Consider the following 21,834-nt stretch of genomic DNA (forward strand, 5'->3'; position numbering starts at 1 on the left):
CGTCCCTGATCGTGCGCCATCCCACCTTGAAACCGCAGGTCAGCTGGTCTTACTTACGACTTTGCCGAGGCCCTGGGGGCAACGTCACCTCATTTTCGGATTAGGTTGAAGACGATTATTGGTGTGCGGCATCATCCAAAGCTGATGCCGCGCGCCAAGGGGGACGTATAGCAGGCCTGTGAGGACATTTCTTCCGGCAGCTCTATTCCGTTGGATGTTGCCGGGCAGGATGCTATCCTAGTCATGCTAGCGCTCCTGTAGAAGTAACCAAATTTGCCAGCGCCTTTCCTGTGCGCCTGAAATTGTTTACTCCGCGAAATGCCTTCGCTGAATTTCGTTACTGGCCGGATTGATCCTTACTTCCTGCGGTACTGAGCCGGGAGATTTTCATGCCCAATCTACTTCCGCCACAGATTGTCGGTGAGATGTCCACGCTTAACACCTTTGTAGTGGTGGATAACCAGCAGGCCGGAACGACCCTCAGGATCTGGGCAAACGGAACAACTGAGATTGGTACTAAGGTTGACTCGCTCGGCGGCCGCGACCAGGTACCGATTGCCCCCTTATTCCTGCCGCTCGCCGTTGGCACGATGGTCACGGCGACTCAGGAAGACGTCGGCGGCCCACCGAGCGAACCTTCTCCCGAGGCAATGATCATCCAGCCGGTGTCGAGTCCGCTCAATGATGCTCAGCTCCTCGGAACGATCTACACCTGCGTATCTTCGGTCCGGGTGGGTGGTGCGACACCTGGCGCAGAATTTGAAGTGCACCAACGAGGTAGCGGAGGCATTGGATCAGGGGTGATGCTCGGGCAGGGTGAGACCTACAACGGCCTTGCCGAGGTAGAACTCGTCACTGGCGTGACCGACAAAAACCGGGTTGTCCTGAGGCAGATTGCCGGAGGAGATATTTCGGAACACCGGTACCCGATGCCGATCATCGACGTTCCTATGACACCAGACCGCCAACTGCTTCCGCTGACCATTAAAGAGGCGCCCGACTGTGGCTGGTATGTGGATATAGCAGGTACAATAAATGGTGTCGCGACACACGTCTTAAGAGAGCGTGGCGGAACGTCGGTAGAGTTTACCGGGTACGGGCGGGATGAACAGACACGCTTTTGGGTTCCCGAACCATTTCGCGCGGGCGATATCGTGTATGCCGATCATCGAATGGGGAGACGCTGCGAGATTGAATCGAGCGACCCGTCAACCAAGTACGAGGTGCAGCCGCGGCTCATCCACCCCCCGCTGATTGTTCCGCCGGTTTGCCTCGATGCCGAGGAACTGGAGCTACTGAATATTGAGCCCGGAGCTGACTATGCAGTCTATGTGAACTTCAAGACGGCGGCCGGTGATAGGCAACAGCTCGTCGGTCGCGGTACTTTCCCCGTCAAGGACCCCAAACCGTCAATCTATATCAATCGTATTGGTGCCGAGCCGGATCAGCTGCCAGGCACCCTACCCCACCTCACCATCACACAGACGGCGTGCGGCTGGACTAGCCAACCATCCCCAGCAGTGGCAATGGAGCCGCTCGGTGCATCGACGGCGCCGAAATTGCCCGACAGGATCCTTGCGTGTGCTGTCTACATACGGGTCGTGGATGTACGTCCCGGTTCGTGGGTAAGCATTCATTCGACGATGCGCGGCGGGCAATTAGGTGGTAACCCCGCGGAGTTGCTGGCTGGACGCATCGGCCGGGGCAAGGCGCAAACGAGTGAGATCAGCGTATACGTGCCTTACGGCATGATCGAGGGCGACAGTGTATGGGCATGCGCAACGGGCTGTCAGGATACGATCTCGCACTCGGCAGCAACCACTGTCGAAACGGATCGCGGCGTGCTGCAGGCTGCCATTGTGGAGCCGGTCTATCCGCTTGACACGACCGTATTTGTGAGGAATCTGACCGTCGGTGCACGCGTCATCGCTAGGGTCATCGGCCGTGACCACCCCGGGGGGCAGAAGCTTGTCACGTCGGACGCGTGGGCGCCGGAGACTCCCGTATTTGTGGGTCAATTATTCGAGGGTGACACGATTACGGTGTTTCAGAGCCTGTGTCACGCTGACGCCAGCGAGAACCAGAGCAATACGGTGCCGGTCGTTCTTGGAACAATGTCGGCGTCGATCGCTCCATCTACTGTATATGCAAGTGCTACAAGTAACCTCATTGCTACATCGACTGACTCTGCGCGGAATCAGGCATTAGTGACCGGTGATGTCCTGATCAACGGAACCAAGGTCGGTCAAACGAACAAGTCCTTTGCGTGGACCGCAGCCGGCACTGGAACGTCGGCTACTGTCCAGATAACTGCAGCAGGATACAAGCCTTGGTCGGGCTCGATCACGCTGATGCCCAAGCTAATTACTCCTCCTGACCCGATCCAGATCGGATCAGGTTCAAAGTCAGGGGGGTCGCAGCCGGCGAGCTACTCTTACACCTGTGAACCACTCACCAGCGGTGTGAAGTTCAGTGTCACCGGGCAGAACTTCCCTAAGGATGCAGGTACGACGGTCACGATCATGCCGCAGTTTGACGGAATCTTCACGTCGTTCGGGACAACCCATATCTGCGGGATGGACTCTCCGGAAGATGGTTCTCAGACCTTCCCGGTCGACGCGAATGGCAAATTCACTGGAACTGTAATCGTACGCTATGGCTGCCAACCAACGTGTTCAGTCCGGGTAGTGCTTTCATGCAACAAACTTATGCCATCCCAGATTACTGATCCTGGAGGCCCGTACTGCAAGTGCGGCTGATTTAATTTCGGTTGAGTGTGGGAACCCGACTGCTGTTTCACGGCGTCGTATCGCTGTGGTGACACTGCAACACACCTGCTTTACAAAGGGTTTGGATTAGTGGCAGCATTTCTCTTTTTGGACGCTGCCATCTCCGCAAACGCTGCGCCCAGACGAACAACGCGGGATGGAGCTCGAACACCCGAGGCTCCGTGTTACCTGTGCCTGGAGCGAACGTGAGGTGCACCGCCCGACGCGTCACGGCGTCGGATTCGAAGGTTCCCATTGCAAGTAACGGCTGCACGTCGTGGCTGCAGGTGATGAAGACAACATGCTCCGCTCTTCTCACGAATACCGGCCGACCGACGTCGGAATGGACTTGGCGCCAGCTTTGAGTGGGCTCCTTCAAAGAGACGAGCGCGAGCGCACTTTCGCAGGCCGAGAGATCGCCGACGAATGAATGCCGCAAGTTTCCTCGGTTGCAGGAACGGCGAAGGAAATGGTGGAACTGAATCGCGTTGGCGACGCCGTTCGCACCGCGCATCGGAAATTCTTCAACGAACTGTGGAAAAATCGTCGGTAGTTCAGGGTTCAGCACCCCATATGTTACTGGCAGCACACGGGCGATCTTGCCGAGACGTTTTGCATGAGTCATGCGTGCGAGAAGTGACAAATGTTGCGGATTGAGACCGGATAGTTCTGCCGGAGGGGTCGCGAACTTCTGTTTGAAGTAATGGGACGCGCCAATTTCGGTCACCAACGTGCTCTGAAGCTGCAACAGCTCGTCGCGCGCCATCAGTCCGCTTTCACACCAGAGGCTGAATTTGAAATGTCAAACCCAGCTACGACACTTCGGACGTGTTGGCAGTCGGCCACGACCTCGTCGAAAGCGTCGAGTGCGTCATCGCGTTCGACGATGATCGTGTCGGGCATCTGGCGCAGCAGTGTACGGGCAAGCAATTGCAGCACATTGCTGCTGACCGGCCGGTTGTGGCTGTCGATATGTACCAAGCCCTCGCGCATACCCCCCGCGACGTGCACCGCACGCACGATTCCCGGCGGCAACGCATTAATGAAGGCCACCGGATTGAAACCGTGGTTGCTGGCGTTAATGCGAAGGTTCTCCAGGTCGAGAAGCAGAAATGCCCCCGACTCCTGCAACGCGCGTACCAAAAAGGTCACTTCGTCATACTCGTCCTGTGGCCAGGTGAAGTAGTAAGTGATGTTCTCAAGTACGATCGGAACCTGCACATGAGCACGCACGACTGCCAAGTTCTCAGCGAGTACGTCGAGGCTTTCGCGTGTGCGCGGAAGTGGAATCAGCTGCGCAAGATCGCGTCCCGGAACACCGGTAAATGCCAGGTGTTCTGAATACCACGGCGCCTGCACGCGTTCCACGAAGTCGGCCACTGCATCGAGATATGCCTTGTCTGGAAGCACTGCCGTCCCCACGGAAAGCCCGACACCATGGACGACTACCGGCAGCTCGTCAGCTATGGCCAGGATACGCTCGCGAACCCGAGGCGTGCCGTGCAAGTAGTGGTCGACAGTGACTTCGAGGACGTCGAACTCGTGCAACGACCGGCGGATCGCACTTTGCGCTTCCTTACGAAAGCCCGTTCCTACTGCCAGCGCACGGTCGAGCAGATGCGGCCGTGTAACAGGCTCACTTTGCATCGCGAACGCTCCTACTTATCGAACAGCGCACCGAGGTCGAGGTTGTCGCCTTCCAGAACCCGCCTTCCGATCACCATGGGATCGAGCACAACCTCAGCATGCGACTCCGGCAACGCGTAGCAGGAGCACACATAGCTACAAACGCAAGCGCAGGCTGCGACTTCCCGGCGATCGAGGGGCTGAACGGTCCATTCGACGACGACATTGTGCTTACCGGCGAGGTGAGCGATCTGCTTGCCAAGCTCGGTAGGCATCTCGGGTGACAGCCCGGCTGAGCTGCGTTTGTCAACGCCGGACTCGACAATGTTGTTCGTGTCGGGTTTGGTTACTAGTTTGCGTTCCACCTCGCTGAGTAGCTCAGCCTTGGTCTTCTTGGCGTCACTCTTCTTCGTCATCTGGGGTGCTCCTTCGAGCGGTTACGAGGATCCGACTGCACTGACCGGAGGGGCGATAATGATTCCCTCCCGGAGGAGTGTGGACAGCGCACCTTGCGATGCCGTGCTGCTATTTAGGTTGTTCTGCGCGTTAACCCGGCGGAGGAGTTGGTTGATCCCGCTATTTCCATCGATCGACGTCAGCAATTGGTAAATGGTGGAACTCACCCGGATCACACGGTTTCGACTTCGCCCAGGTAGATGCTGGAAGACGTAGTATTTCGGCTTGTGAGGCCAGATTGCAGGAGCTTCTTGGTCGTCCAAAAGAACATGGATCAGTGCATCCATGTCATGATCGAAGGCACGCAATGTCACGTTGCGGGCCGTCATGATGACGCTCTCCGGATCAGCCACAGGTGCGCGGAATAGCAGCGTGTCGGCTGCGTCGATCTTGTCCGGGTCCGGGACTTGATGCAACTCAAATCGCAGCACCTCCCCTGTGTAGGGCGGAAGTGAGGCCGAGAGCGCATGCCAGTGCTCCGCACAGGCACTGCAAAGCCGCAGTGCCTGCAGGTAAGCGTCTCTATCTGGCTCCAGGGCCTCGATCCGCTTAGCAATAGTCCAGAACAGACGTCGGCTGGCCGGAAATGAACGCCAGGCCGACGCATCCTGTTTTGCCAAGATAGGGGCAATCGGCGCGTGACGATGAGGGTCAGTGCGGCGTTGTCGAATCACCAACGCGTGTTCAAGTGTGGCCTCATAGCGCGCAAGGCAGCCTTCAACTCCTTCAGGATTCACGCACCGCCGGCCTTCGTCTCCGAGAGCGGCAAGATCATCTCCTCCCGCAATAGCGCGGTCAAGGACCCCTGCAAGTTCTGCATGATCGCGCGGATCGCGGACGATTAGGATGTTGTGTCCATGTACCAATGCGGGGGCGAAGGACTGTTTGCGCGCGATCTCGGCTGTCGTGATCAGAGGCACGCCAACCATCAGTACCTCCTGAGGAATGCCAGGCGCGTGCGCCGCAATCGGAAACCGGTTCTCAAGGAAGCATGCAGCCGTCAGCGCCCGCAAGAAGCTGGGCACGCGCCAATGCGCAAGGAACGGCAAGTGCCGTGTTTCCGCCTCAATACCAGCACGGACAATCGCCTCTGAGAATCGGGTCATTTCTGTCGGGGACCCGCCACACATGGTTAGGAAGTTGAATCTGCGGCCGCGTTCTTTCAGGTTGCCTAGGGCGCCAACCAGATCATAGCTTCCTTTGGAAATTCCAACCTTTCCGTAAATGCCAATCGTAGGCAGAGCTCGATTGATAGGTGCGAACGGCCCGGTGGCCGGAACGCCCGAGTCGTTGGCGAGCGCGGCGAGCAGTCGATTAATGTCGATTGGCATCACATTTGGATGGAACACTTCCTGCGGTACGGCGAAGCCTGGATCCGGATACAAGTGTTCTGTGGAAACGCCGATGCGTGAAAAGTGTTCTAGGGTCGAAGGACTACCACAGACGAGGTCAGCATTACGCAGTACTTGTTCGTAACATGGACCGAGTTGCGGTTGCTGGAGCAGTCGCCCGACATCGCTGCCAGCGTGGCGCAAAATAAGAGGTCGGTTCGTTAGTGTGGCTGCGAGATAGGCTGCAAGAGCATACGGTTCGAGGTAGATGCCGAGGACGACGTCAGTAGAGGCGGTCTCGATCGCGGTGATGGCCAGCGACGTGAGCTTCGTGACGAAAGGGTTGTGATCGGGGATGTGCTGCGAGCGCGGCCCGTGCGGCTCAGTGCCCCAGATGCGTACGCCCCCCCGTTCGAAGCGTGGTGTCAACCACTCCGTGTCACCCTGGAGTAGCCGAATACGATATCCCGATTCGACCTCTGCGGCGTTCGTGACAACATCCACGCTGTGGCCTTGAGCAGCGAGCCAGCGGGCGATCCAATAGTTACGCGCGCTGACCCCGCCCTGAATCGGGGGGGTACTTGCCGACAATGCAAATCCGCACTGGTAGCAACTCCGTATTGCTCGACGAAACGGGGTCGGAGTCCTGACGGTATTGTCCCGTGAGAGACCTTGTCTCCCCATATCAGACCGAACTTCACCTGCCCGGTCCACATAATGCTCTTCAGGGTGTAGGTTTCGCTGCTGATCACAAGTATAGAGAGTGCAGCAGCGTGTCAAGGGTAATTGGAACAATGAGTAGGGACTGCTCACCGCGGTGCTGGTCATCGACACCGATGGCTTCGGGCACGCGCGGTTGACACCGCGGTTGAGGCGGTGACGGACAGGTTGTTTGCCACCTTCACCGGAACTGGCGGGAATGGGTGCTGTGCCGGTGAATCGCGCGAAGCCGGCTTCGGTGAACCGGCGCACATCGCCGGTCTCGAGAAGTATTTTGGCGGCGGCACGAGCAGCGATCCCACAGGCATCGGTGAGGTGCGAGCCTGTCCGAGTTGCGAGGCCGCACGAAGATGTCAGCAGGTAAGCCGCATGTAAATGTCAGCACGATGAGCAGGATCAATTGGTTGTTCCTGTGGGTAGTGATCGGCAATTAACTCGCTCTACGAAGGACGGGACGATCTTGACCAATCAGGTCTTCCCACCGGCAGGCACGTGGTCAAATCAGCAACGTTGCCTGTCGGTGTGCCCGACACCGGGGGTGCGCCACGAGTTCTGGAAGGCCGAGACGTTGGTCGACGCGAGCACACATGCGCTGCGCCGAGCCGCGGTGGATCGCTTGGTGCAACTGGCCGACCAGAAGTCGCTGTCGCGAGCACATGCCCACATGGTTGCGCAGACGTTGGGGGTCGCCGATCGCACGGTGTGGCGATGGGTGGCCGCACGTCGGCACGGACACACCCCAGCCCCTCGGGACCGGTTCCGGATTGACGACCAGCTGCGGGTGCGGCTGGCGTACTGGCGAGGCAACGCCGCCGCTCTGCACCGGGAGCTGGCCGCCGAAGCCGCCCGCGACGGCCGGCCCGCGCCGAGCATCTCGACGGTGCAGCGGGCCGTCGCGCGGGATCTGACCCCGGGCCAGCGAGCCGGATTGCGTCTGGGCGAGCGGGAACGGCGGAAGTTCGATGAGTTCCTGCAACGACCGGCCGCCTACCGAAACGAGGCATGGGAAGTCGACCACGTGCAAGCGCCGGTCCAGGTGGACGTGGACGGCCGGATCGTCACACCGTGGGTGACCTGGTTCGTCGACGCATGCCACGACGTGATCCTCGGGACCGCGGTGACGCCACAGACCCCGAGTCGCGAGAGCATCCTGGCTGCACTGCGGGTGGCGAGCAGATTCGACGTGACCGGCGGGCAGGAAAGACATCAGAGGCCGGGGGACAGCGCAGGACACGAGCCGTCGGAGAACCGACCGCGGCGGTAGAAGATGGCCAAATCCCAGGCGATCACGACTGTCCTCTCCATCTGACCCGAGTCGGGCCGGGAATGCACCCGGCCACAAGCGGAATCCGCTACTTTAGCGGGCCAAATTAGCGATAATCAGGGCGCACCGACCCGCATAGTGCGGAGAAACCGCAGGTAGGACGTTCGCATTCCTCGGATCGTCCAGTTAATCTGTCCGTCCATCTCGCTAGTCTTTGCTGCATCCCAAATGTCGAGATGCAGCGAAGACTGACAGAACACGCCACTGCAGATTGACGGATCACGGGCGAGGCGGCAGTGCCCGTCAATGCCTGAACACACCCCCTGTGGTGATTCAGTCGGGTCGCTGCCAGGCGAGTGTTCCCGTAGTCGTCGGTGTCCATTCATCATGGAATGTGCCTCGTATCCGAATGGCGGCGACGACATCCGCGACCATGGCGCTGACTGAGAGGCTGCGCAAAAATGTCAGCGGGTAAGCAGCATGGAGATGTCACCAACCGGCGACATTTGCGTTCGACATCTCCCCAGCTCAACCACCGACCCCTGCCCCGGACGCTGCTGACATTCCGTGCGGCCTGCTGCTGACATTGAGTGACGTTTCGCCAGGTCGACCTGCTGGCAATTTCGTGCGGCCTCTCAGCTGAGAATTCCCGTCGGAGTGTCAGTAGCGATTCCCGTTTCGATGTCAGTGGCCGAGTCGGACCTGGGGATGGCAGCATCCGGCCCTGCACTCTCCTCGACCAGGACGGATGCATCAATCTCTTCCTCCGTCACATTCCCCTAAGGTCAACCCCAACGTCCGGACAAGGCTGACATCGAGTGGGAAAACCCGCTGACGCAGATGGGAAAAGCCCATTTCACCGCACTGACGTTGCGGCGGGAAGTCTCACATCCCGGTGGGAAGTCTCACAGAGTCCTCAGAAATTGTAGGTTCTCGCCGGACGGGTCAGTAGGACACTCCTTGGACCTGTGGGTTTCCAAGTCCGTGTCAGTCCGGGTTTCTCACGATCTTGTCGGAATCCCCGGAGTGTGCGCAGCGGTCGGCTTGCCACACCCATCCGGACGGCTCTAGGCCCTGCCCGAGATGTGTAAGGACGTACCGGTCGGGTAATTGTTCGACTACACCAGCGTCGCCCAGTACGCGGAGAATCGGTGCAGCACCAGCGCGGCGACGATCAGGAACCACATCGTCACAGGCACCAGATGGTTACCTGCGGTAGTCAGCACGCTCGTACGGATCGGTCGGCCGAAGGTGCCGGCGCGTAGGTTGTGCAGGGTGACGTACCAGAAGATCGGGATGGTTACGGCCCACACGATCATGCAGTACGGACACAGCGCGCCGATCACATACAGGCTCTGGATGATCAGCCAGTGCACGAAGATCGCGGCGGCGGTGACACCGAGCTGTAGGCCGAGCCAGTACCAGCGGGCGAAGCAGGCCCCGGCGAGCAGTCCGGCGCCGGTGGCCGCGACGACCGCGAATCCGGCAATGCCGAGCAGGGAATTGGGGAACCCGAACACCTGCGCCTGGTCGGTGTCCATCACCGATCCGCAGTTGAGCACGGGGTTGAGGTTGCATGAGGGGATGTAGTTCGAATCCGCTGCCGACGCCAGTTTTTCGATGGTGAGCACGAACGCGGCGAGCGATCCGACGAGCCCGGCCACGAACAGTAGCCATGGCAGCAATCGGCTGAGCCGCCCGGGTTCTGCTGCCGTCTCGGCCGGTGCTGCGGTGTCAGTCGAGGGCGGCGTCGAAGGCATCGGTCAGATCCTGATAGGTCGACGGTTCGAACCGCCGGCCGTCGAAGAAGAACGAGGGGGTGCCCTGCACCCCGAGGGCCTGCCCGTCTGCGAGATCGGCGGCGACGCGGGCGGCGGTCGCCGGATCGGCGTAGGCGGCGTCGAAGGCCGCCAGGTCCAGGCCCAGGTCGGCGGCGAAACTCCGGAACAATGCGTCCTTGGGCACCTGCTGCTCACCCCAGTCGGTCTGCGTTTCATACATGCGCTGATACATCTGTTCGAAGGCGCCCTGCTGAGCGGCCGCTTCGACGGCGCGGGCGGCGCGCTCGGCGTTGAAGTGGCCGGGTAGCGGGAAGTAGCGGACCACGAAGCTGATCCGGTCCCCGTACTCGGCGCGCAGCTGTTCGATCGCCGGATATACCGCCCGACAGGCCTCGCACTCGAAGTCGAGGAACTCCACGAACACCGGGCTGCCCTGTGGGGCGGAGGACAGTCGGTGACTGTCGGGGCGCACCACTGCGGTCACTGCCGCCGACCCACCCGGAGCAGAGGTGGTGTCCGGTTCGGCGGTGGTGCCGGGGGCCGTCAGGATGACCGCTGCCACGGCGGTGAACACGGCTACCAGGGCTGCGGAGATCTTCAGTCCCCGGCTCATGCGGTCGCCGTCGCTGCGCAAGGAGGGAGCTCGGGGGAGGTCGGGCGGAGCGGGAAAGTCACAGCAACATCCTAACGAACATTGATATGAGTTCGCGAAGGGGCTGTCCTGACATATCAATATCCGTTAGAATATCGATATGACCGACGAGACGGTGGATTCCTGCGACCTGCTCTGCCTCGATCTGCCGCATGCGGAGCGCATCCGCGCCGAACTACCGGTACCGGCACGGGTCGAACCGGCCGCGGCCGCGGCCCGAGCCCTGGGCGACCCGACGCGGCTGACAATCGCGGCCGCCCTGCGCGCCGGCGATGAATTGTGTGTGTGCGACATGGCCTGGGTGGTCGGTCAAGCACAGAACCTGGTCTCCCATCACCTGCGCCAGCTCAAGACCGCCGGCCTGGTGAACTCCCGGCGGCAGGGCCGGTTGGTGATGTACACCCTGACCCCGCGCGGGACGGCCCTCGTCGACGCCGTCACAGGCATCCCCGATGCCACTCCTGTCCTGGAGGATGACCATGTCTAACGCGTGCTGCGGACCGGTTCCTGCCTCACCTCCCGAGCCCGGAGCCGAACCGGACCATGGGCTGCAGCGGTGGTGGCAGGTGCGCGAACTGCAGGTCGCGGCCGTGGCCGTGGTCCTGCTGGCCGCTGGCTGGATGATCGGTCGGGCTGGTGCGGATGTCACCGCGACCGTCGTGGAGTTGATTGCGGCCGTCGTCGCCGCCTCGACGTTCGTGCCGGGCGCACTGAAGAATCTGCGGTACCGCCGGATCGGTGTCGGCACCTTGATGACCATCGCCGCGATCGGCGCGGTCGCGCTCGGTGAGATCCCCGAGGCGGCGATGCTCGGCATCCTGTTCTCGATCGCCGAGGGGCTCGAGCACTATGCGGTCACCCGCACCCGCCGGGGGCTGCGGGCACTGTTGTCGCTGGTCCCACCGACGGCCACCGTCCTGCGCGGCGGCGCAGAGCGGTCGGTAGCGCCGGACGAGTTGGTGCTCGGCGACCTCATGCTTGTACGCCCGGGCGAGCGGGCCGCCACCGACGGGGTGATCCGTTCCGGCCGCACCAGCCTGGACCTGTCCGCGATCACCGGCGAATCGGTGCCGGTCGAGGTCGGGCCGGGCGACGATCTGCACGCCGGAGCGATCAACGGTGGCGGTGCCATCGAGGTCGAGGTGACTGCACTCGCATCCGACAGTTCACTGGCCCGGATCGTGCACATCGTCGAGGAGGCCCAGGAACGCAAGGGCTCCGGACAACGCCTCGCCGACACCATCGCCACACCCCTGGTTCCGGCGATCATGATCCTCGCCGCGCTCGTCGCCGCGCTCGGGTCACTGCTCGGTGATCCGATGCTGTGGATCGAACGCGGCCTGGTCGTGCTCGTCGCCGCGTCCCCGTGCGCGCTGGCGATCGCGGTCCCACTGACCGTCGTCGCAGCGATCGGCGCGTCCAGCCGGCACGGAGCCCTGATCAAGGGCGGAGCCGCCCTCGAAGAACTCGGCCGCATCCGGGTCGTCGCCCTCGACAAGACCGGCACCCTGACCCGCAACACCCCCCGCGTCATCGCCGTCGTCACTGCCCCGGGCGTCGACGAGTCCGACGCCCTCACTGCCGCGGCGACCCTCGAAGCCCGCAGCGAACACCCGTTGGCGCAGGCCGTTCTCGACGCCGTCGACGGAATGATCACTCCCGCAGACGAGGTCACCGCGATCCCCGGACACGGTCTGACCGGTGACCTCGCAGGAACCACGCTGCGACTGGGTAAGCCCGGCTGGATCTTCCCGGGCGCTCTGGCCGCGGACGTGTCCCGGCTGCAGGAGGCCGGCGCCACCGTCGTGATGGTCGAGCGGGACGGGGCGGTGATCGCGGCAATCGCGGTCCGCGACGAACTGCGCACCGAAGCTCCCGACGCGGTCGACCAGCTGCGCCGGCTCGGGATCGATGTCGCGATGCTCACCGGCGACAACGAGCGCACCGCGGGTGCTCTCGCCGCCGACGCCGGCATCACCACGGTGCATGCTGAACTGTTGCCCGAGGACAAAGCGAACCTGCTGCCGACCCTGTCCCGGGGCCGGAAAATCGCGATGGTCGGCGACGGCATCAACGACGCCCCCGCGCTGGCCTCCGCCGACCTCGGCATCGCCATGGGCGCTATGGGAACCGATGTCGCCATCGAGACCGCCGAAGTCGCACTGATGGGCGAGGACCTACGCCACCTTCCCCAGGTCCTCGCGCATGCCCGCCGGGCTCGCCGAATCATGCTGCAGAACATCGGATTCTCGCTCGCGATCATCGCGGTGCTGATCCCGTTGGCGGCCACCGGTGTGCTCGGACTCGCCACCGTGGTGTTCATCCACGAGTCCGCCGAGGTCCTCGTCATCGCGAACGCCATCCGCGCCGCCCGCACGAGGCCGATAGCCGGCCTGACCACAGCTTTGGCCGCATCGGGTCCGGTGCATGTGACCATCGCACCCGCCCCGCACACCCTCGACGACGCCTGCTGCCCACCGACACCAGAGCGGGCGCACACAGACAGTGTCGTTCGCTCGTCCACCACCACTTTGGAGTCACTGCCGTTGATCTCACCACTGCCGTTGATCTCACTGGATCTCTCGGTACCGCCTGGTTCGTCCGCGTGCGGATGCTGCTCCGACGAGGTTGCGACGTCCTCGCCCGAGTTCGCGCGCACCGACGGCGACCCTCTCCGGGACTCGGCGGCGACCGGCGGGACTCGCTCGCACCGCCGCACCCGGTCGACCAGAACTCGGCGGTGACGAGCTCGCACCACGATCGCCTCACCGGATGGGTCCGGATCCACAGGCCCCGCCATGACGATGAAGCTGGACATCACCGCCCCCCCGGGCCGGGCCGCCTCCTCACGGCGCCGTGACCCTTCCTTCCCACACTGACGCTCATCCCGACAACTGCACCGCACCTGTTGGGACAACCGAACGGACCATGTCATGAGCCGCATCACCGAGACCGCCCGAAACGTGTATCACCAGGAGATGGCTGCGGCGACAACCGCCCCCACCGCTCAGGCGCGGTGGACTCACCTGGAACGGGCCCACATCGTGTCCCAACCCGATCCGTGGCTGCACACCCGCAACCACGTGGCCATGTTCTCCCTGGCTTTGCACCAACGCGATCGGCGCGAAGCATTCGGCCAGGTGCTGCGGATCATCGTCGCCGCACCGGGTTCTTTGACCGGTCGCTATCCCGAAGGCAACACCGGTCGGGTCGCCGCCGGACTCCTGACTCCGATGCCGATCCCGGCCGACCTGGCTACCACCCTGTTCCGGTGACCCCAGTGGCACTTCCACACTCGTGTTCACGGCGGCCGGACCGGTCAACGCCAGCACCATCTGGCTCACGAACTAATCGCACCAGGAGTAGCGGTGGCCACGGGGTGAGCTGACACGCCGATCATCAAACATCGTCGGCGACACCGGAGGACCGTCCGTGTAGTACCCGTTCGATTGTGTGGCATCAATTGTTTCGAGGAAACGCCGGCACAGTTCGTCGAGAGCTTCGGTTATGAGTACGTCGGTGCCGTAGCGCAACTGTAGGCTCGGCTGAAGGTCGGCGAGGGCAGCGAACTCGATCAGATTCTGCTGGGCGTCACACAACTTCGCCGGGGCAGCTAAGACAACAGCGTCACGCAAATCGTAGCGGCAGAACGGTCTCACACGCCCCAGACGCTGCGGATCGCGAGCATGGCGCTGCGGGCACTGCCAGGGCGGGGCCAGCGCGCTCATCCACGCCGTCCCGGTCCACGGCACCTGCCCGCAACCTTCGCATATCGACCGCAGATACACCTGGTGGCGTACACAGAGCGGCAACAGCGGATTGGCCCAGTCCGCTCGCCACCACGGCTCGGACTCGGCCAGACATCGGGCGCAGAAACGTGCACCTCCCCGGTCGGGCCGGATGCGGCGATGGTGCACCAGATACCGTGCCGCAGCGGCATCGATCGGCCGACCCCACAGGGCGGCGCGCAGGTCACCGGCAGGGACACCCAGGTGAGCGGCGATCCACCGAGCGTGCAGGCTCAGGTGCTCAAGAACGAGGTGGTAGCCGGTCGGGCTCCGCGGCACACGCAAGCCGCGCAGAATCTGGACCGGGGTCAGTTGATAGCGACAACCGACGCGCATCAGCCAGCCCGGCAAATACTCGCCGGGGTGCAGTCCCACGGTGATCGGCCACCGGTCGACTCTGATCGTGGCCATAGTGGTTCCCCGACCACGAACCCGGCCGGGGTGGGACGAGCCGGTCTCAGCCGGTGCGGGCGGCAGATTCGCTGGCATTGTCGACAGTCGCGGTAGCGATCAACTCCGCAGTGACGGCTTCGACGCCGGTGACGATCGCGAGATACGAGACGCGGTCGAGCAGGTTCGTCAACGACGCGATCCGCCCCTGGGTGCGGCGATGCAGCAGCCGGGCATGCTCGCACAACATCCCGGCGCGAGCGTCGGCGAGAACGAGGTGCTCTTCGGCGGTACGCAGCAGCGCGAGCCAGCCGCGCATCCCGGTGTCGGTGTCGATACCGAACGGAGCAACCGGGCAGCGGGTGGCGCGGCGGCTGGTCTGGGCATAGACGGCGTGCTCACCGAACAGGCCTTCGTCGAAGAAGCGTTTAGCGGTCAAGTTCACCCCGACATAGATGAAGGTGGCGGCCATGTCGTTGGCCAAACCCTTGAGATGGTTGGACACTTCGAGGCCGTTGTGGTGCCGGAAGTCGACGAAGTGCAGATCGTCGAGCACGATCAATCGGGTGCCGCAGGAAGTGACACAGTCCACCGCCAAGGCCCCGAGTTTCGAGGTGGAGGCACGGTCCACCGCCGGATGGCCGTAGAAGCGCAGGATCTGCTGGTTGAGGCCTTTGAGGGTGACCCCGGCACTGAGCGGGATGAACGCCACCGGCCACCGTTGATGCCCCTCCGCAGTGAGGGGTCCGTCGCGGCGGAGAACACGGCGGTGGACGTCGCGGGCATAGCGGGTGGCGATCGTGGTCTTGCCGAGGCCGGGCTCGGCGTCGATGACCACCGAACCACGCAGCTTGTCACCATCCCGATACGCCGAGGCCATCACCTGATCGCAGATCCCGTAGGCGGCGGCGAGTTGGCTGGTCTTGATCGTCGGCAGGTTCGCGTTCCACACCATCCGGGCTTCGTTGTAGTCCTCGAGCTCTTCCTCCGACAGTCGGGACATCGCGGGGCGGGAGAGGACCTCGAACGGTTCACGCGGTGGGGCGGTGACGAAGGCGTGCCAGCCCTGTTTGCGGGAAAGCTGGTAGCGGGCGGTGCCATATGTCGCCAGCCAGGTGGCCCAGGGGTTCATTCGTCGAACACCTCGAAGATCTCCTCGTCGGGATGCTCCGCGTAGTACCGGTCGAACACGTCGACGTCGTCGACCACCTCCAACCGAGACGACCGGGCACCGCCGAGGCTGTCGAGTAGCTCGGTAACTCCCGGCACCGACGCAGTGTCGCGTTCGTCGTCGAGATCAGCCTGCTGTCCGACTGAGTCCGCGCCCGGGCGGTGGGCACTCAGGCGACGGGCCAAAGCGCGGTCGCGGCGCGTCTCGACATCGTCGCGGCTCCACGCGAGCAACAGATCCCGTACCGCGGCGGCGGGATCGAGGTGGCGGTGCTCGCGCACGGCGACCCGTTTGGCGTAGTCGGCGGCGTCCTTGCTGAACGGCTGGTTCAAGCAGGCACCGTGCTCCCACACCAACTGATGCCAGCGGTGGGTGTCCGGATCCTGAAACCAGGCGTGCCGAACGTCGTGATTGTCGACGAAGATCGGCCATTTACCGGCGTGCACACCGCCATACGGTGAGCGGGTGGTGCGGTACAGGCTGAGCCCGGGCCCGTCGTAACGCAACCCGTCGACCTCGACTCCGTAGTGCTGGATCGTGCGCCAGCGCACGTCGAGGAACTCGTACGCCAGATCCGGATTCGCCGGCAACAGCAGACCGCCCGATTTGGTGACGCCGATCTCGAACATCTCGCTCGGCGAGAACCCCACCCGCGGCAGTTCCGGCACGCACAGCCCGTCGTGACGAGTGTGGTGATAGACCCGGCCGACCCATTCCCGGATGATCTGCTCGAGTTCGCTGACGTAGTAGAACGCGGCGTCTTCGACGTCTTTGCCGCGCGAGTACACGTCCGGGCCCTTGTACGCGGGTAGGTGCTGCAGCAGTGATTCGCGCAGGGTGCGGAAGAATCGTTCGACGGTGGGTTTGTCGGTGGGCTTGTGTGGGATCGCCGGCTGAACGGTGATGCCCAGGCGGGCGCATACTCCGATCACGTGGGAGGACAGGTACTGCTTGCCGTGATCGACGACGATCGCCTCGGGCAGACATGCCGGTAGATCCCCGACGCGTTGCTGGGAGATCCCGTCCGGGGTCTCGGTGCCGACGAGCAGGTTTCGTGGCACCCCGTGATACGGCCAGAGTTGATCCGCAGTCGGGTACGTGTCGCGGGCGGGAGTGATGCACTGGTACAGCACATTCGCCACGTCCTGGGAACGCGTCGACAGCGGTGTCAGGCGCAGGCCGAGGATGCAGCGGGTGTACAGGTCCATCGCCACGGTCAACTCCACCCCAACCCAGCGCATGGTGACCGGTTCCATCGCGAACACATCCAGGGGCGTGGTGTCGAGCACCACGTACTCCCCCGGACGGGTCGCGCGCAGTCGGCCGAGGACACCGCGGGGCCGGTCCGCCACCGACCGCCGGCCTTTTGCGCTACCGAACGCGTGCCGCCCCTTCGACAATGTCTTCACCCGCCGGTATGCCGTGCTCAGGGAGGGCAGCGGCACCATGTCCGGCCCGAATTCTGCTTCCAGGTCCTTGGCAACGGCATCGATGACCGCGCCGATCGTCGGGGTCGAGACGGTGACGTACCTATCGAGCACCCGCACACATGCTGCGTCCCACCGGTGATCGACACTGGTGGCGTAGCGGCTACGGATCCGACTGTCCGTCAGCCCTGCAATTCCTGCCGCGCGGTATCCGGCGATCCAGCGGTACAGGGTGCGCACAGAGACATGAAGTTCCGCGGCTCTGGTGGCCAACACCGATTCGAGTTCGGCGCCGGAGGTCGCAACCTCGGTCAGGATGCCGCAGACGTGTTCGGCTCGTGTTTCCAGTTCCTGAATCTGGGTTGCGGTCAGCGAGGAGAGCACTACGGCGGCAGGGTCAGCGGAGGCGGTGTCGTCCGGCGGTGAGATCGCTGTTCCTCGTGCCGCGATCTCGGTGACCGTGACACGCTGCATCCGCATTCCGGACCGGAGGGTGACATCGTGTCCCTGCAGCGCCACGATTTCCCATGAGCAGCCGTCGAGCCAGACCTTGATTCCTGCACGTAGTTCGACGATGTTGGTCACGGTGTGCTCCTTACACCGGACACCTGCGACTGTCCGGACAGCGGCACCGTCAGGTCCACCGACCACAGACCGGACCACAGCTTCGCCAGCACCGCGATTCGCGAGCCTGGCCTGTTCACCGATGCGGCGAAATCGTCGATGGTCATCCCGGGCACTGCGACGCTGTCGAGTGCCCTCATCACCGCGGGGTCGATCCACTCGCTACGACGAGCGCCCCCGAGGATTCGGAGATTCGCCAGCACTACGGGGTTTGCACCGGTCCACACTTCATACGACCAGCCCCGACTCGCACACAGTCGTTCGGTCCAGGCGAACACCTGCGCTACTGCGTCGCGACGGGCGAACTCTGCGGGTTTTACGTCGACGACCGTGAATCCGCCGTCTGTGCGTTGGAGCAGCAGATCGGGCGCATGCCGACGCATGGTCCTTCCGTCCGGGCCGCACAGCCACATCGGCTGTGCGGCGATCCGCACCACTTCCGGTGCGTAGTCCGCCAGCCACAATCGGTCCAGTTCGAGTCGGCTCTCGTAGAGGACATGACCACAGTTGGTGGCCGACCAGAACATCCCGGAATAGTGGCGCTGATGGGGGTGACTGCGGATTTTCCGTACCGGCAGACCCAGGATCATCCGATGGGGATCTGCCGCAGCGAGGGTCGTCGCGACAGGAGCGTCTGAGTCCTGCACGTACCTGACCTCAACCTCGCTGGTCCGGGGCACTTTTTCAGGGTCCCGCTACTGACACGAATTTGAGAAATCGACACGCCGCTGACAGCCAACTGACATGAAATCGAGAAACTGACACCGAACCCGAGAACCTACAAAACTGCACAAAAGCCGCAAAACGGTCCCATCGCGTCCAGTCACTCACGGTTTGTGCGGAGTTGGTGCTGCTAATTGGCATTAGCGCACCATCTCACCCGAAACCGCTGCTGAGCGCGTTTTCCGGTGGGAACCTGTCCGAACGGGGCGGTAGGCTCCCGGTTCGTGCCCGACGACCTGCTGATGCGCCACCCGGACCCCTCCGACGTCTCTGTGTCGACCGCTGCGGAGCCCGCTGCACCGTCCGTGCCGGTGTTGCCGGTCGAGACCCTCACGCAGGTCGCCGGGACCGTCTCGCGGTCGCGCTCGGAGTCGACCCGCCGCAACTACGCCGCCGACTGGCAACGCTTCACCGCCTGGTGCCAACGCGAAGGCCACGCCGCGGTGCCGGCGCATCCACTCACCGTCGCCGCCTACCTCCACGACGCCGCCGCCACCGTCACGGAGACAGGGGAGCGGGCCTACTCCCCGAGCACACTGGCCCGGTGGGTCGCCGGCATCGGCTTCCACCACCGCCGCGCCGGGCACCCCGCCCCCGGGGCGGACGAGCTGGTCACCGCGACCCTGTCCGGGATCCGCCGGGACTACGCCGCGGCGGGGCAGCGGCCCCGCACTCCGCGGGCGCCGCTGCTCACCGCCGACATCGTCACCATCGTCGACACAGCACGGGCACGTTGCGAGGGGTGGGCGGACGAGGTCCTCGAACGCCGCGACAGCGCGATCCTGCTGCTCGGCTTCGCGGGGGCGTTTCGCCGCAGCGAACTCGTCGCGCTCACTTGCAGTGACGTGTCCTTGCATCGGCTCGACGGCCTGCACATCAAACTCCGCAGGTCCAAGACCGATCAGGAGGGACGGGGGAGTGTCCGGGCGCTGCCGTTCACGCACAGTCACGCGAGTTGCCCGCCGTGTGCGTGGCTGCGATGGGCGCAGGTCGTCGCCGCCTTCGACACCGGGGGCCGTCCTGCCGTCATCCGCCTGCTGCGCACCGCCGAGCCGTTCGCGGCGCACGTGTGCCGCGGGACCCGCCCCCGCATGGTGCCGTCGTCGCCGTGGTTGCGGGCGATCCGCAAGAACGGCAACCTCTCCGACACACCCCTGTCCGGGGCGGCCGTGCACAAGGCGATCCGCCGCCGCGCCGAACAGGCCGGCTACGACCCCGAGATCGTCCAGCAGCTCGGTGGGCATTCGCTGCGGCCGGGTTCGTCACCCAGGCCTTCCGCAACGGCGCCAGCGCGCACGCGATCATGCGCCAGACCGGGCACACCACCCCCGCCATGCTCGAAACCTACGCCCGCGAACACGCCCCGCTCATCGGCAACGCGGTCACCAACCTCGGGTTGTGAGGCGCGATGCCCAGCATTGACCGAAAAGACTTCCGCCGCAACGATGGTCACGATGCCGACCTCGGCCTACGCATCCCGACCCGCTACCGGCACGACTGGGCACTGTTCACCGACTGGTGCGCGGCCGCCGACCACCGGCCCGTCCCCGCCACCCCGGAAACCCTCGCACTGTTTCTGCACGAGCACCCGGCCGCGGTCGCGACGCAGCGACGCCGGCTCTCTGCGATCAACGCCGTCCACACCGGGCACGGCTACCCCGCTCCGGGGCGGACCGAGACGGTGCGCCGGCGCCTCGACACCACCCGCGCTCAACGCCTCGACCGGTTGTCTCGGCTGCTGCTGGAGCGGGCGGTCGAGCTGCCCAGCACCGGCTGGCCGAGCGGACTGTTCGGCCGCCGCGACGCCCTGCTGCTCGTCCTCGCCGCCACCGGCATGACCTTCACCGACCTCACCCGGCTGCGCCGCCGCGACCTCCACCTCGACGACGACACCCTCCAGGTCACGACCCGGGCCGGCGAACGATTCCGGCTCGCACCGGATCCCGAAACGGGGGACAACCCGGCAGCCGCGATCTATCGGCGGTGGGCGGAGATTCAGGCGTTTCTCGACCAATATCCCGGCACCCATCTGCTGCGCCATCACCTCACCGACCCCGTCGAAATCGTCGCGGATCCGCTCGATGCGGAACAGGGCCGGCAACCGCTGTTGTGTCCGATCGACCGCTGGGGCCACCTCCCACACGGCCAACCCATGACTGCGCAGTCGGTGTCGGCGCTGGTGCAGGCGCACCTGTCTGGTCGTGTCCCGGTGCGGAAAGTGCTGCCCGTTCCCTCAGAGGTCGATACCCATACTTTGGTCGAGCCTGAGATCGTCCTCGATCCCACCTACTACGACCGCGGCACCGCCGCCCGACACCGCGACCACGAAGCTCTCGAGAACCTCACCGATGTCTTCGACGAGATCGAAGGCCGTGCCGATGCACTACTACAGGATCTGATGGGAGTGCTGGAGGGACTGTGAAGGGAGTTTGGTGGAGTCGCCCGCTGGACGTGCACGCATGCAGTGCATTCATGCAGTTGTCGTCGGTCTTGGTTCTCTCCCACGCATTCCCGCAGGAGTGCGCCAGAGCCAGGGGTAGCCGAGCGTCGTCAATCAGGACAAGGCAGAACCGGATCCCGCCGAGCCGGTCGCCACGCCCGCCAACCACAGTGCAATGCACTCCGGCGTAAAGCGCTCCCACTTGCACAAATTGAGGCCGGACGCGGGCGGAGCGGTGTCCGCAGCAGCGGTACCCATCGAACCCATTCCGAGCGCGGCGGTCACCGCGGTCACAACGACAAACTTGCGCAGCATTCAGGTGCCTTTCATAGACGTACGTTCTGTCCAGTCTGTGACATCGGAGAGACGACGGTTTCGTTACCGGGGCTCCGGCACGCACCCAGCGTAGGTGAGGGCGGTTGATCGAGGAGCTGTAAGACCCTCCAGCATTCGTGCGGGATGCCAATCTTCGAGGCCCTCGACTTTCAGGGAGAGTCGGGATTCTCCTCAGCCCAGACAAGGTCCACCTTCATCCCCAGGACATCGGATACAGCGTCCTCCACCACACAAAAGTTACGGGGGTCAGACAATCGTTTGGGACTGCCCCCGGTTTGGTTGACATCTGATCTGTGAGGATCACTCCTCACGATGGAAGGATGTTTCCCATGCCGAA

The 21,834-nt window shown here is 63.6% G+C and carries 16 protein-coding genes and 3 pseudogenes; 7 read left to right on the top strand and 12 right to left on the bottom strand.

The features are described 5' to 3' along the window. Positions 1–389: 389 nt before the first annotated feature. Positions 390–2,759: a hypothetical protein gene (locus HF886_RS20615; RefSeq protein WP_169653344.1), complete on the top strand. Its 2,370-nt coding sequence runs from the start codon at positions 390–392 to the stop codon at positions 2,757–2,759. Between the two features lie 37 nt (positions 2,760–2,796). Here the strand turns inward: HF886_RS20615 and HF886_RS20620 are convergent, their stop codons facing one another. From HF886_RS20620 to HF886_RS20640, 5 genes and pseudogenes are all read right to left on the bottom strand, one after another. Continuing rightward, positions 2,797–3,534: a hypothetical protein gene (locus HF886_RS20620; RefSeq protein ID WP_169653345.1), complete on the bottom strand. Its 738-nt coding sequence runs from the start codon at positions 3,532–3,534 to the stop codon at positions 2,797–2,799. Further along, positions 3,534–4,415, bottom strand: a complete 882-nt coding sequence (locus HF886_RS20625) for a DUF692 domain-containing protein (protein ID WP_169653346.1) — start codon at positions 4,413–4,415, stop codon at positions 3,534–3,536. The genes HF886_RS20620 and HF886_RS20625 overlap by 1 nt, the downstream gene beginning before the upstream one ends. Positions 4,416–4,426: 11 nt before the next feature. Beyond that, positions 4,427–4,810 (bottom strand): hypothetical protein, encoded by a 384-nt coding sequence (locus HF886_RS20630; RefSeq protein ID WP_169653347.1) that lies wholly within the window; start codon positions 4,808–4,810, stop codon positions 4,427–4,429. 21 nt (positions 4,811–4,831) lie between these two features. Further along, positions 4,832–7,009: a glycosyltransferase gene (locus tag HF886_RS20635; RefSeq protein WP_346765428.1), complete on the bottom strand. Its 2,178-nt coding sequence runs from the start codon at positions 7,007–7,009 to the stop codon at positions 4,832–4,834. A 21-nt stretch (positions 7,010–7,030) separates the two neighbouring features. Continuing rightward, positions 7,031–7,261, bottom strand: a pseudogene (locus HF886_RS20640) (transposase); the annotation flags it as partial. Positions 7,262–7,586: 325 nt separating this feature from the next. Here HF886_RS20640 and HF886_RS21195 point away from each other — a divergent pair. After that, a pseudogene (locus tag HF886_RS21195) lies at positions 7,587–8,072 on the top strand (ISNCY family transposase); the annotation flags it as partial. A 1,211-nt stretch (positions 8,073–9,283) separates the two neighbouring features. On the opposite strand, the gene HF886_RS20650 reads toward HF886_RS21195, so the two are convergent. Then, complete coding sequence (locus HF886_RS20650; RefSeq protein ID WP_169653350.1) at positions 9,284–9,925, bottom strand: vitamin K epoxide reductase family protein; 642 nt, start codon at positions 9,923–9,925, stop codon at positions 9,284–9,286. After that, positions 9,900–10,559 carry a thioredoxin domain-containing protein gene (locus tag HF886_RS20655; RefSeq protein ID WP_169653351.1) on the bottom strand — a complete coding sequence of 220 codons (660 nt, stop codon included), beginning with the start codon at positions 10,557–10,559 and terminating at the stop codon, positions 9,900–9,902. Before HF886_RS20655 ends, HF886_RS20650 begins: the two co-directional genes overlap by 26 nt. A gap of 139 nt (positions 10,560–10,698) precedes the next feature. Between HF886_RS20655 and HF886_RS20660 the strand changes: the two genes are divergently transcribed. The 3 genes from HF886_RS20660 (at position 10,699) to HF886_RS20670 (ending at position 13,873) form a co-directional block, all read left to right on the top strand. Continuing rightward, positions 10,699–11,085, top strand: a complete 387-nt coding sequence (locus HF886_RS20660; RefSeq protein ID WP_169653352.1) for a metalloregulator ArsR/SmtB family transcription factor — start codon at positions 10,699–10,701, stop codon at positions 11,083–11,085. After that, complete coding sequence (locus HF886_RS20665) at positions 11,078–13,342, top strand: cation-translocating P-type ATPase (RefSeq protein WP_169653359.1); 2,265 nt, start codon at positions 11,078–11,080, stop codon at positions 13,340–13,342. Before HF886_RS20660 ends, HF886_RS20665 begins: the two co-directional genes overlap by 8 nt. 189 nt (positions 13,343–13,531) lie before the next feature. Beyond that, positions 13,532–13,873: a DUF3703 domain-containing protein gene (locus tag HF886_RS20670; protein WP_169653353.1), complete on the top strand. Its 342-nt coding sequence runs from the start codon at positions 13,532–13,534 to the stop codon at positions 13,871–13,873. 72 nt (positions 13,874–13,945) lie between these two features. On the opposite strand, the gene HF886_RS20675 is transcribed toward HF886_RS20670, so the two are convergent. The 4 genes from HF886_RS20675 to HF886_RS20690 are packed head-to-tail and all read right to left on the bottom strand — an operon-like array spanning position 13,946 to position 18,645. After that, positions 13,946–14,797, bottom strand: a complete 852-nt coding sequence (locus HF886_RS20675) for a TniQ family protein (RefSeq protein ID WP_169653354.1) — start codon at positions 14,795–14,797, stop codon at positions 13,946–13,948. A gap of 46 nt (positions 14,798–14,843) precedes the next feature. After that, entirely contained in the window at positions 14,844–15,908 is a 1,065-nt protein-coding gene (locus HF886_RS20680; RefSeq protein ID WP_169653355.1) for an ATP-binding protein, read from the bottom strand. Then, a complete protein-coding gene (locus tag HF886_RS20685; protein ID WP_346765429.1) occupies positions 15,905–17,959 on the bottom strand; it encodes a helix-turn-helix domain-containing protein in 2,055 nt (684 codons plus the stop codon). The genes HF886_RS20680 and HF886_RS20685 overlap by 4 nt, the downstream gene beginning before the upstream one ends. Continuing rightward, positions 17,956–18,645 (bottom strand): TnsA-like heteromeric transposase endonuclease subunit, encoded by a 690-nt coding sequence (locus HF886_RS20690; RefSeq protein WP_346765430.1) that lies wholly within the window; start codon positions 18,643–18,645, stop codon positions 17,956–17,958. Before HF886_RS20690 ends, HF886_RS20685 begins: the two co-directional genes overlap by 4 nt. Before the next feature lie 318 nt (positions 18,646–18,963). Here HF886_RS20690 and HF886_RS20695 point away from each other — a divergent pair. Beyond that, a pseudogene (locus HF886_RS20695) lies at positions 18,964–20,123 on the top strand (tyrosine-type recombinase/integrase). Positions 20,124–20,129: 6 nt separating this feature from the next. Further along, a complete protein-coding gene (locus tag HF886_RS20700; RefSeq protein ID WP_169653357.1) occupies positions 20,130–21,143 on the top strand; it encodes a hypothetical protein in 1,014 nt (337 codons plus the stop codon). Between the two features lie 132 nt (positions 21,144–21,275). Here the strand turns inward: HF886_RS20700 and HF886_RS20705 are convergent, their stop codons facing one another. Next, the gene (locus HF886_RS20705; protein ID WP_169653358.1) at positions 21,276–21,476 is read right to left on the bottom strand and encodes a hypothetical protein; all 201 of its coding nucleotides are present in this window, start codon (positions 21,474–21,476) and stop codon (positions 21,276–21,278) included. Positions 21,477–21,834: the final 358 nt, after the last annotated feature.

The sequence above is a fragment of the Rhodococcus sp. 105337 genome (assembly GCF_012844225.1).
Lineage (GTDB): Bacteria > Actinomycetota > Actinomycetes > Mycobacteriales > Mycobacteriaceae > Rhodococcus.

Coding starts and splice junctions, on each gene's coding strand:
- HF886_RS20615 (WP_169653344.1), top strand. CDS start 390: ATGCCCAATCTACTTCCGCCACAGATTGTCGGTGAGATGTCCACGCTT.
- HF886_RS20620 (WP_169653345.1), bottom strand. CDS start 3,534: ATGGCGCGCGACGAGCTGTTGCAGCTTCAGAGCACGTTGGTGACCGAA.
- HF886_RS20625 (WP_169653346.1), bottom strand. CDS start 4,415: ATGCAAAGTGAGCCTGTTACACGGCCGCATCTGCTCGACCGTGCGCTG.
- HF886_RS20630 (WP_169653347.1), bottom strand. CDS start 4,810: ATGACGAAGAAGAGTGACGCCAAGAAGACCAAGGCTGAGCTACTCAGC.
- HF886_RS20635 (WP_346765428.1), bottom strand. CDS start 7,009: ATGACCAGCACCGCGGTGAGCAGTCCCTACTCATTGTTCCAATTACCC.
- HF886_RS20650 (WP_169653350.1), bottom strand. CDS start 9,925: ATGCCTTCGACGCCGCCCTCGACTGACACCGCAGCACCGGCCGAGACG.
- HF886_RS20655 (WP_169653351.1), bottom strand. CDS start 10,559: ATGAGCCGGGGACTGAAGATCTCCGCAGCCCTGGTAGCCGTGTTCACC.
- HF886_RS20660 (WP_169653352.1), top strand. CDS start 10,699: ATGACCGACGAGACGGTGGATTCCTGCGACCTGCTCTGCCTCGATCTG.
- HF886_RS20665 (WP_169653359.1), top strand. CDS start 11,078: ATGTCTAACGCGTGCTGCGGACCGGTTCCTGCCTCACCTCCCGAGCCC.
- HF886_RS20670 (WP_169653353.1), top strand. CDS start 13,532: ATGAGCCGCATCACCGAGACCGCCCGAAACGTGTATCACCAGGAGATG.
- HF886_RS20675 (WP_169653354.1), bottom strand. CDS start 14,797: ATGGCCACGATCAGAGTCGACCGGTGGCCGATCACCGTGGGACTGCAC.
- HF886_RS20680 (WP_169653355.1), bottom strand. CDS start 15,908: ATGAACCCCTGGGCCACCTGGCTGGCGACATATGGCACCGCCCGCTAC.
- HF886_RS20700 (WP_169653357.1), top strand. CDS start 20,130: ATGCCCAGCATTGACCGAAAAGACTTCCGCCGCAACGATGGTCACGAT.
- HF886_RS20705 (WP_169653358.1), bottom strand. CDS start 21,476: ATGCTGCGCAAGTTTGTCGTTGTGACCGCGGTGACCGCCGCGCTCGGA.